The organism is Bacillus sp. L_1B0_5 (assembly GCF_000836715.1).
GTDB lineage: Bacteria > Bacillota > Bacilli > Bacillales > Bacillaceae_G > Bacillus_A > Bacillus_A thuringiensis_S.
The window spans coordinates 30,079-40,176 of sequence record NZ_JXIS01000086.1 but is presented as its reverse complement, the minus strand read 5'-3'; the positions used below and the strand labels follow the sequence as shown (position 1 = coordinate 40,176).

Below are 10,098 nucleotides of genomic sequence, written 5' to 3'. Positions count from 1 at the left end.
TTTCCACTTTCTGTACCATCTAAATATTGTTTCACCGCTTGGGTTTTTTCTTTTGAAGAAAATTTAGCCATAAAAAATGCACCTCCAATTGTTAGACTGTGTCTAACAATTGGGGTGCACTTCACTATGGCATAAGGCTTTTTTGATTACCATTTTAATATGGAGAATCCATATGGAGGAAGTGTAACTTGTAATACACTTGCTTCCGCTGAAAATTCTTCATTTGTATAAATGTTAATTATTTTCTTACCAGTAACATGAAGAGGGAGTGAAACTGTAACTTCACTATTAGTAGGGTTTAAAACGAAAAAGATAGTTTCATCCTCATATGTTTTCGTATAAGAAATATAATTATGTTCATCATTTGCTTCGATGAATTGAAAAGTACCATGTCCTCCAAAAGCTTCATGTTGTTTTCGTAATGAAATCAATGTTTGTATATGTGTAAATAATGCATGATCTTGTTCTTTAGTATCCCAAATCATACATTTACGGCAATCGGGGTCCATACCACCATCCATGCCGATTTCATCTCCGTAATAAATGCAAGGAGAGCCGATGAAAGAAAGATGGAATACATAGAGCAATTTTAACTTATTTTTATCTCCATTGCATGTTGTTAAAATTCTTGGAGTATCATGGCTATCTAATAAATGAAAGGCTGCTTCATTTACATTCATAGAGTAGGAATGTAGAGATTCTGTAATTTGCTTCATAAATTCACTTGCTTTAATGGAATCGTTAGCAAAGTAAGAAAGTAGAGCGTTTGTAACAGGGTAGCTCATGACAGCATCAAATTGATCGCCTTGTAGCCACGGAAGGGCATCGTGCCAAATTTCTCCCAAAATATATACTTCAGGATTTAATGTCTTTATTTCAGTTCGGAATTCTCTCCAAAAGTTGTGATCGACTTCATTTGCGACATCAAGGCGCCAGCCATCTATATTGAATTCTCGTACCCAATAACGTCCTACTTCAAGTAAGTATTCTTTTACATCTGGATGAGCTGTATTTAATTTAGGCATATACGGTGTAAAGGCGAAAGTATCATAATTTGGAAGTGGCTCGGTTATAATTGGAAATTCATGAATGTGGAACCACTCTTTATATGCAGACTTCTCACCGTTCTCTAGAACGTCTTGAAATTTCTCGAAAAAGTATCCACTATGATTAAACACAGCATCGAGCATTACTTTTATACCGTGCTTATGACATTCTTCAACGAGCTCTTTGAAAGTTTCTTTCGTCCCAAATTGTGGATCAATTTCCATATAGTCAATTGTGTCATATTTATGGTTTGAATGAGCTTTGAAAATAGGTGTGAAATATATTCCGGAAATGCCAAGCTTAACAAGGTAATCAAGGTTTTGAATAACACCAGCAAAATCCCCACCGAAAAAATTAGTTGGAGTTGGATTCGTACTTCCCCAAGGAAGGGTGTTTTCTGGATTCAGCGTACTATCGCCATTAGCGAATCGTTCAGGGAAAATCTGATACCAAATGGTGTTTTTAATCCAGGATGGTGCTTTGAATACATCATCTGCATGAATAAATGGAAAACAGAAAAAATTACCAACATCATCATTTGGAATGTTAGAAAAGAATCCTCGCTCTGTATAAATAAGAGTATCTGTTTCAGATTTTAATTCAAATCCATAACGTAAGCGCTTAAATTTTGGTTCGATTGAAATGGACCAATAATCAAATAATGCAGTAGAACCCGTTTTTTTCATTGGTGTACTTAATGAAATCCATTTCCCGTCTTTCCATTCGTAAGGATCACCGTAAATAAGAGTGGCACATTGAACATCATCTCTCTTAGTACGTACCCGGATGTGAATTGTTTGTTCATTGTAAGCGTATGCATAATTATCTTTCGGCCTATGATAAATGGCTTCTTTAAACATATGGAAAATCCCCCTTCAATATCTCTATACATAGTATTCCCTTAAGTGTAATAATAAAGCCTGTATTGCAAACGATTGCCTTTCTTATAGCTTTAATATTGCTTATAAGAGTAGTATTCATTTCATATAAAGTCAATGTATAAAGAGTATAATGACATAATTTTTAAATTAATATTTGCAAAATGAATAAAAGAATGTATAATGATAGACAAATAGCGCAAACGTTTTCATAGATTTGAGATATTGTTTGCGCTTCAATTAAACTATTAAATGCAAACGTTTTCAGTTACTAAGGTACATAGACAATTTAGGGAGGTTTTTGGGATGAAGAAAGCATTATCATTATTAACGGTTTCCGCATTATCTATTGGTATGTTATCTGCATGTGGACCGAAAAATTCAGGGGAAAAAGAGGAAAGTAAAGCGAAAAAAGACTATGATCTTCTTGTTTGGGAAGATGATAAAAAAGGTGTTGGTTTAGAACCAGCAGTGAAAAGCTTTGAGGAAAAATATAAAGTAAAAGTAAAAGTTGTTGAAATGCAAATGACAGATCAAGTGAAAAAGTTACGCCTTGATGGGCCAGCGGGGACTGGACCAGATGTTGTAACATTGCCACACGATCAAATCGGAAATGCAGTAACAGAAGGTCTACTTTCTGAAGTGAAAGCGGATGATGCTGTAAAGAGTAAATTTACTAATTCATCAATAGAAGCACAGACATATAACGGAAAATTATATGGTTTACCAAAAGCAATTGAGACACCAGTCTTTATTTACAATAAAAAACTAATGCCAAAAGCGCCAGAAACGATGGACGAGCTGTTTAACTTCTCAAAAGAATTTACGAAAGATGGCAAGTACGGATTTTTAGCATTAGGAGATAACTTCTACTTTGCTAATGCATTCATGGCAGGTATGGGCGGTTATGTATTTGGTGAAAAAGATGGAAAGCCAAATGCAAGTGATGTTGGATTAAATAATAGCGGAGCAGTACAAGGTGCTGAATATCTTCAAAAATGGTACAAAGAAAAATTATTCCCGAAAGGTATTATCGGTGAATCAGGTGGGCCTGCTGCTGATGGACTATTCAATGAAGGAAAAGCAGCATCTATTATGAACGGACCATGGGCGTTCCAAGCAATGGAAAAGAACGGAATTGATTATGGCGTTGCTCCAATGCCGAAATTACCAAATGGTCAACCGATGAAAACGTTTGTTGGGGTTAAAGGATGGCATGTAACAAGTTTCTCTAAACAAAATGATTTAGCTACAAAATTCACTGAGTGGGTAACGAATGAAGAAAACGCAAAAATTCGATTTGAGAAAACGAAAGAAATTCCTCCAGTAAAATCAGTAATGGAAGATCCAATTATTAAAGATAACGAAGCTGCAAAAGCGGTTGCAACGCAATCTGAAAATGGAATTCCAATGCCAAATATTCCAGAAATGCAAGAAGTTTGGAAACCAGCTGGAGATGCGCTTCAATTAGTTGTTACAGATAAAGAGGCACCAAAAGCGGCGCTTGATAGTGCAGTGAAACAAATTAAAGGTAATATTGAGGCAAATCATAACAAGAAAAAATAAGGTGAAATTCGTGCCTCTAATATGAGAGGCACGAATTCTCTCCCTTCCATGTAGGAAGAAAAAAGGGGGAAGGAACATGCAAACATCTATGGAACCAGCAAATGGGTTAAACCATTCAAAGCATAGGAAAATGGCAACCATGTTATCAATCATTCCAGGCGTGGGCCAAATGTATAATAAACAATTTGTAAAAGGTCTTATTTTTCTAGTATTAACAGGTTCATTTATTGTAGCCTTTGCTGATTTATTGAATATGGGATTATGGGGTATTGTAACGCTCGGCACAGAAGTTCCACGTGACCATTCTGTCTTTCTATTAGTAGAAGGAATCTTGGCCCTTATCGTTATCACGTTTGGGCTTGGCATATATGCATTTAACTTATATGATGCATATCAAAATGGAAAGAAACGTGATATCGGAACACCGTTAAATTCTGTAAAAGAGCAATATCGTAATTTGTTAGATCAAGGTTTTCCTTATTTAATGGTTTCACCAGGTTTTCTACTACTTATCTTTGTTGTCGTATTTCCAATCATCTTCGTAATTTTAATTGGATTTACAAACTATGATTTATATCACTCTCCTCCAGCTAAATTAGTAGATTGGGTGGGCTTTAAAAACTTTATTGATATTTTCACTTTACCGATGTGGAGAGAGACATTTGTAAGTGTATTTTCTTGGACTGTCATTTGGACATTCGTTGCAACAACATTACAAGTTGCGCTTGGGATTTTCTTAGCAATTATCGTAAATCAGCCTGGTATTAAAGGAAAGGCGATTATTCGAACAATCTTCATTTTACCGTGGGCGGTTCCAGCATTCGTATCTATTCTTGTTTTCTCTGGTATGTTTAATGAAACATTTGGAGCAATTAACAATCAAGTATTAGCTTTATTCGGAATTGAAAAGATTGCTTGGATGACCGATCCATTTTGGGCGAAAATTGCTTTAATTATGATTCAAACTTGGCTTGGATTCCCGTTCGTCTTTGCTATGACAACAGGTATACTGCAATCGATTCCAGGAGAATTATACGAAGCGGCTACAGTAGATGGAGCGACAGCTTGGCAACAGTTTCGTAAAATTACATTGCCACTTGTGTTATATGCAACAGCACCAATATTAATTACGCAATATACGTTTAACTTTAATAACTTTAGTATCATCTATCTATTTAACGGTGGAGGTCCTGCTGTAGCTGGACAAGACGCAGGTGGAACGGATATTTTAATTTCATGGATTTATAAGTTAACGATGACTTCAGCGCAGTACGGAAAAGCAGCAGCTCTTACAATGATATTATCGTTAATCGTTATTACAGTTGCGTTATGGCAATTTAAGAGAACAAAATCATTCCAAGAAGAGGATATGATGTAAATGAATATTAAAAGACAGAAGATGTTACGTCTCTCATTAAGTTATTTAGTTATTTTCGTAATGTGTGCCATCATTTTCTATCCGTTATTATGGATTATTGGCTCATCGTTTAATCCGGGTGATAGTTTATCTGGATCAAGTATTATTCCACAAAATGCAACGTTAGATCATTATCGTAAGCTATTAGATCTAGAGAATAGTAATTACTTACTATGGTATAAAAACACATTAAAAGTAAGTGTTTTAACGATGATTTTCTCAGTGCTAGCAATTAGCTTTACTGCTTATGCATTTTCGAGATATCGTTTTGTTGGAAGAAAAAATGGTTTATTAACATTTTTAATTCTGCAAATGATTCCAAACTTTGCAGCGTTAATTGCTCTATACGTATTAGCTCAGTTAACAGGATTAATTGATACACACCTTGCATTAATTTTAATTTATGTAGGCGGGGCCATTCCGATGAATACATGGCTTATGAAAGGGTATTTTGATACGATTCCGAAAGAACTGGATGAATCAGCTCGTATGGATGGAGCAGGACATTTCCGTATTTTTTGGCAAATCATTATGCCACTTGCAAAGCCAATCGTAGCGGTTGTAGCGTTATTTACTTTCATTGGTCCATTTACAGATTTCATTTTAGCGAGTATTATTTTGCGAACACCAGAAAATTATACTTTAGCAGTTGGATTATATGAAATGGTTGCGAAGAAATTCGGTAATGAATTTACAACGTTTGCAGCGGGTTCTGTGTTAATTGCGATCCCAATTTCAATTTTATTCCTATCACTACAAAAATACTTTATTTCTGGTTTAACAGCTGGAGGTACAAAAGGATGAAAAATGGGACATTACGTCCCATTTTTCTTTTCATCTCCCTATAAATAACTTTATAGGGAGATGAAAAGAGATTTGACATCACATGTGAAAAGAAGTGAAATAAATAGTATATTATAGTATAGGAAAAAATAGCTATATCCCTTACAATACATGAAGAGGGAGAATAGGATTAGTTTTGCAAGATATAAGAAATGAAAGTTTATGACTTGCAATGAGTGCGAGATAAAATATATGAAAAATGACAGAGAAATGAGAGGAGGGGGATTTTTATGACAGTTACAATTAAAGATGTGGCGAAGCAAGCGAATGTTGCACCATCAACAGTTTCTCGTGTAATTGCTGATAATCCAAGTATAAGTGAAAAGACAAAGCGCCGTGTTAGGAAAGTGATGAGTGAATTAGGGTATCATCCCAATTTAAATGCGAGAAATCTTGCGAACCAAACGACGAAGACACTTGGTCTTGTTATGCCAAGTTCTGCAAGTAAAGCTTTTCAAAATCCATTTTTCCCAGAAGTTATAAGAGGGATTAGTTCATTTGCACATGTAGAAGGATATGCGCTTTATATGTCGACAGGTGAAACGGAAGAGGAAATTTTTAATGGTGTCGTAAAGATGGTACAGGGACGCCAAATTGGTGGCATTATTCTTTTATATTCAAGAGAGAACGATCGGATTATTCAATATTTACATGAACAAAATTTCCCGTTTGTTCTAATAGGAAAACCATATGATCGAAAAAATGAAATTACATATGTAGATAATGACAATTATGCAGCTGCGAGAGAAGTAGCAGAGTATTTAATTTCATTGGGACATAAGCAAATCGCGTTCATTGGTGGTGGGTCAGATTTACTTGTAACGAGAGATCGTTTAGCTGGTATGAGCGATGCTTTAAAACTAGCGGACATTACGTTATCAAAAGAGTATATTCTACATTTTGATTTTTCAAGGGAAAGTGGTCAACAAGCCGTGGAAGAATTAATGGGACTAAAGCAACCGCCAACAGCAATTATGGCAACGGATGATTTAATTGGGCTGGGTGTGTTAAGTGCTCTTTCTAAAAAAGGATTCGTTGTACCGAAGGACGTTTCTATTGTAAGTTTTAATAATGCTTTACTATCAGAAATCGCGAGTCCTCCGCTTTCAACAGTGGATGTGAATATTTATCAACTAGGATATGAAGCAGCAAAAGCTTTAGTTGATAAAGTAGAGAATGCGGAGTCTACTGCGAAATGTATCATTATTCCACATAAATTGCTAAAGCGTCACACTTGTGATCATTATGCAGAAAAAAGCTAAGAGTTTAACTCTTAGCTTTTTGTTTTAGGAAGGCTTCTAATCGATCGCAACCTTCTTTTAATGTTTCGATGCTGTACGCATAGGACAAGCGAAGATAGCCTTCACCATACTCAGAGAATGCTGTTCCTGGAACGACAGCTAGTCCAGCTTCTTTGACAAGATCAAGTGCAAAATCAAATGATGAAGATGTCAAATGACCAACATATGGGAATAAGTAAAATGCACCTGTTGGTTTTTCAACTGTTAAGCCCATTTGAGTGAGTCTATTATATACGTAATCACGGCGTTTTTTATATTGATGGCGCATCATTTTTGGTGCGTCTTTAGCTGCTGTTAATGCTTCAATTGCAGCGTATTGAGCGATTGAAGTAGCACACGTTACATTGTATTGATGAACTTTTAATATGTGTCCTGCTAAATAGCTTGGTGCGAATAAAAGTCCAACACGCCAGCCAGTCATAGAATGTGATTTAGATAAGCCGTTAATGACAATTGTCTTTTCACGCATTTCTGGGAAATGAGCGATAGATGTATGCTTTTGTGCATATACAAGCTCGCTATAAATTTCATCTGAAAGGACGAAAATATTTTTATCTTTTAAAACATCTACAATATCTTTTAATTCTTCTGTGGATAAAGTTACACCAGTTGGGTTAGAAGGATATGGTAGTACGATACATCTTGTTTTTTCTGTAATAGCATTTTTTAGCGCGTCAGCTGTTAAACGGAATCCAGTTTCACGAACATCTACAAAAATGGGCGTTGCACCGCATAATCGAATAATAGGTTCGTAACCTGGATAAATAGGAGCAGGTAAAATTACTTCTGTTCCTGGCTCTAAAATCGTTCGGAATGCAACATCAATCGCTTCGCTAGCACCAATTGTAACGATGGTTTCGTTTTCAGGTGAGTAATGTAAATCGTAGTTATCTTTTACGAAGTTACAAGCTGCCTTACGTAATTCTAGTAAACCAGCGTTATGTGTATAGCTTGTATAGTTTTCTGTAATAGCCCGTTTTGCCGCTTCTTTTACGAGAGAAGGTGTAGGGAAATCGGGTTGTCCGATTGTTAAAGAAATCAAATTATCATAGTTTTGAATCATGTTAGAGAATTGACGGATTCCAGAAATTTGGATATCCTTCACTCTAGGGTTAATGAATTGTTCCATTGTATCTCCCTTTCTTCCGTTTGAAAATTAAGTTCATTTTATCATATTTTCTATGATTGCGCTTTGTATATGTAATTTAGAAAGAGAGAGAAAAGAGAAAAAAGCCGCTATAAGCGACTTTTTAATATCCGTATTCCCAATCTATTTCATCTTCATTCCAGAGTACAGAGGATACCTTGCCAAGGTGAACAACTGATTCGTTCACAGCACATGTGCAATCTTCATCTCCTGCTTTATGCTGTAACTCTTCATATACTGATTTTTCAACATTTTCTAGAACAACCAAATTTTCTTCTTTTAAAACAAGCGTAGTACCCGCCATATTTATCTTCCTCCTACTAAAGTAATGATCACTTATTTGTAAACATAGATAGTATGGATTATATGCTGTATTTTGCTATAGTTGTCCGTCTAAAAAAGTATTTTTACATTTTCTTTGTAATCCGTATTCATTGTATACTGCACGAAGGAAATTTGGTACAGGGTTTACAATCATTTCGAAAATCTGTAACAATTATTATGAGTTGTTAACAAAGAATTAACAAATATGTTAAGAAAAATCAAAATTTTAAAACAAATAAACCTATAAAATGATATAATCATATCAAAATACATATAGGGGATGAGAGGTTATGGAGCTTATCCGTGATTTGTTGATTCAAATTGCCATCATAATTTTACCACTATTTTTATATGAAGCGATTCGTTTAAATCGCTATCAAGAAATGCCTCCGAAGCCAAATCGTTACTTTATTATGTTTTTATCTAGCGTTACGCTCGTTCTCTCCATGACATACTCTATTTGTTTTGGTAATGTGTGTGGGTATAACTTTCACCCAATTCCAATTGTCAGTGGTTTTTTATATGGTGGGATTGTTGGTTTAATCCCAGCGGTTATTTTTGTTGCATATGAATGGTTACTAAAGGGAATGAGCTTTCTTCCAGTTTTAGAAGTAACATTTCTATTGATAGTTCCGCTGTTTTTATCAAAGAAATGGTCTCTTTTTTCAAGAGATAAGAAATTAATTTTAGCATTTATGATTTCATCATTTTATGTGCTTGTATCTTTAGTATTAGGCATGATTAATGTTCTTTTGGAAACAGGATTTACACCATATATTTCGCAAATATATAGCAGATTTATATTTGCCTCGCTTATCATGGTCATGACAATGGTATTTCAGGTGTATTTAACTGAATATTTAAATGAAAATGCATTGCTACGTACAGAGATGCAAAAATCAGAAAAGCTTAATATTGTAAGTGAGTTAGCAGCAAGTGTGGCACATGAAGTTCGTAATCCACTTACTGTTGTTCGTGGATTTATCCAATTGCTAGAAAGTACAGAAGATGTGAAGAATAAGGATTATATGCGTCTCGTATTAGCTGAATTGGATCGGGCGGAACAAATTATTTCAGATTACTTGAATTTAGCAAGGCCGCAAATTGAGAAAAAAGAACACATTTGTTTATCAGCCCAATTAATAGAAATGACCACTCTCATGTCGTCATTTGCGGCGATGCAAGGTGTATATTTACAAGTTGAAATTTCAGAAAGTCTTTATACGATTGGTGATAAGACAAAATTAAAGCAAGCTATTATGAATGTTGTTAAAAATGGTATTGAAGCAATTCAAGGAAATAAAGGATATTTAAAAGTAACAGCTATTCAAAAAGACGAAACAATCATAATAAGAGTTAAAGATAGTGGTGTTGGTATGACGAAAGAACAGTTAGTAAGGCTGGGGCAACCATATTATTCTTTAAAAGAAAAAGGGACAGGACTAGGGCTTATGGTAACATTTAGTATTTTACAAGCGCATAATGGTACATTGGAATATAAGAGTGAAAGTGGAAAAGGCACTGAAGCAATTATTATATTACCAGCTGTACAAAATAAGGAATAAAAGTTACCGA

The 10,098-nt window shown here is 35.0% G+C and carries 8 protein-coding genes; 5 read left to right on the top strand and 3 right to left on the bottom strand.

The annotated features are described in order from the left end of the window. Positions 1-146 precede the first annotated feature (146 nt). Entirely contained in the window at positions 147-1,907 is a 1,761-nt protein-coding gene (locus tag RT27_RS24210; protein ID WP_043937831.1) for an alpha-glycosidase, read from the bottom strand. Positions 1,908-2,231: 324 nt separating this feature from the next. Here RT27_RS24210 and RT27_RS24205 point away from each other — a divergent pair, with 324 nt between their 5' ends. From RT27_RS24205 to malR, 4 genes are all read left to right on the top strand, one after another. Then, on the top strand, positions 2,232-3,491 hold the full coding sequence (locus RT27_RS24205; RefSeq protein ID WP_043937829.1) for an extracellular solute-binding protein: 1,260 nt from the start codon (positions 2,232-2,234) through the stop codon (positions 3,489-3,491). Between the two features lie 76 nt (positions 3,492-3,567). Beyond that, entirely contained in the window at positions 3,568-4,869 is a 1,302-nt protein-coding gene (gene malC, locus RT27_RS24200) for a maltosaccharide ABC transporter permease MalC (protein ID WP_016080428.1), read from the top strand. Further along, the gene (gene malD, locus RT27_RS24195) at positions 4,870-5,712 is read left to right on the top strand and encodes a maltosaccharide ABC transporter permease MalD (RefSeq protein ID WP_001022608.1); all 843 of its coding nucleotides are present in this window, start codon (positions 4,870-4,872) and stop codon (positions 5,710-5,712) included. Positions 5,713-5,981: 269 nt separating this feature from the next. After that, positions 5,982-7,013, top strand: coding sequence for a maltose operon transcriptional repressor MalR (gene malR / locus RT27_RS24190; protein ID WP_016080429.1), 1,032 nt, complete (start codon positions 5,982-5,984; stop codon positions 7,011-7,013). 4 nt (positions 7,014-7,017) lie between these two features. On the opposite strand, the gene RT27_RS24185 is transcribed toward malR, so the two are convergent. Both RT27_RS24185 and RT27_RS24180 read right to left on the bottom strand, forming a co-directional pair. Continuing rightward, entirely contained in the window at positions 7,018-8,181 is a 1,164-nt protein-coding gene (locus tag RT27_RS24185; protein ID WP_043937828.1) for an aminotransferase A, read from the bottom strand. Positions 8,182-8,302: 121 nt separating this feature from the next. Further along, positions 8,303-8,503 (bottom strand): hypothetical protein, encoded by a 201-nt coding sequence (locus RT27_RS24180; protein ID WP_000929276.1) that lies wholly within the window; start codon positions 8,501-8,503, stop codon positions 8,303-8,305. Between the two features lie 310 nt (positions 8,504-8,813). Here RT27_RS24180 and kinB point away from each other — a divergent pair, with 310 nt between their 5' ends. Next, positions 8,814-10,088 (top strand): sporulation sensor histidine kinase KinB, encoded by a 1,275-nt coding sequence (gene kinB / locus RT27_RS24175; protein WP_043937826.1) that lies wholly within the window; start codon positions 8,814-8,816, stop codon positions 10,086-10,088. The last annotated feature ends 10 nt before the right edge of the window (positions 10,089-10,098 follow it).

What these genes read in the sequence shown, in the direction of transcription:
- RT27_RS24210 (WP_043937831.1), bottom strand. Translation starts at nt 1,907, where the DNA reads ATGTTTAAAGAAGCCATTTATCATAGGCCGAAAGATAATTATGCATAC.
- RT27_RS24205 (WP_043937829.1), top strand. Translation starts at nt 2,232, where the DNA reads ATGAAGAAAGCATTATCATTATTAACGGTTTCCGCATTATCTATTGGT.
- malC (WP_016080428.1), top strand. Translation starts at nt 3,568, where the DNA reads ATGCAAACATCTATGGAACCAGCAAATGGGTTAAACCATTCAAAGCAT.
- malD (WP_001022608.1), top strand. Translation starts at nt 4,870, where the DNA reads ATGAATATTAAAAGACAGAAGATGTTACGTCTCTCATTAAGTTATTTA.
- malR (WP_016080429.1), top strand. Translation starts at nt 5,982, where the DNA reads ATGACAGTTACAATTAAAGATGTGGCGAAGCAAGCGAATGTTGCACCA.
- RT27_RS24185 (WP_043937828.1), bottom strand. Translation starts at nt 8,181, where the DNA reads ATGGAACAATTCATTAACCCTAGAGTGAAGGATATCCAAATTTCTGGA.
- RT27_RS24180 (WP_000929276.1), bottom strand. Translation starts at nt 8,503, where the DNA reads ATGGCGGGTACTACGCTTGTTTTAAAAGAAGAAAATTTGGTTGTTCTA.
- kinB (WP_043937826.1), top strand. Translation starts at nt 8,814, where the DNA reads ATGGAGCTTATCCGTGATTTGTTGATTCAAATTGCCATCATAATTTTA.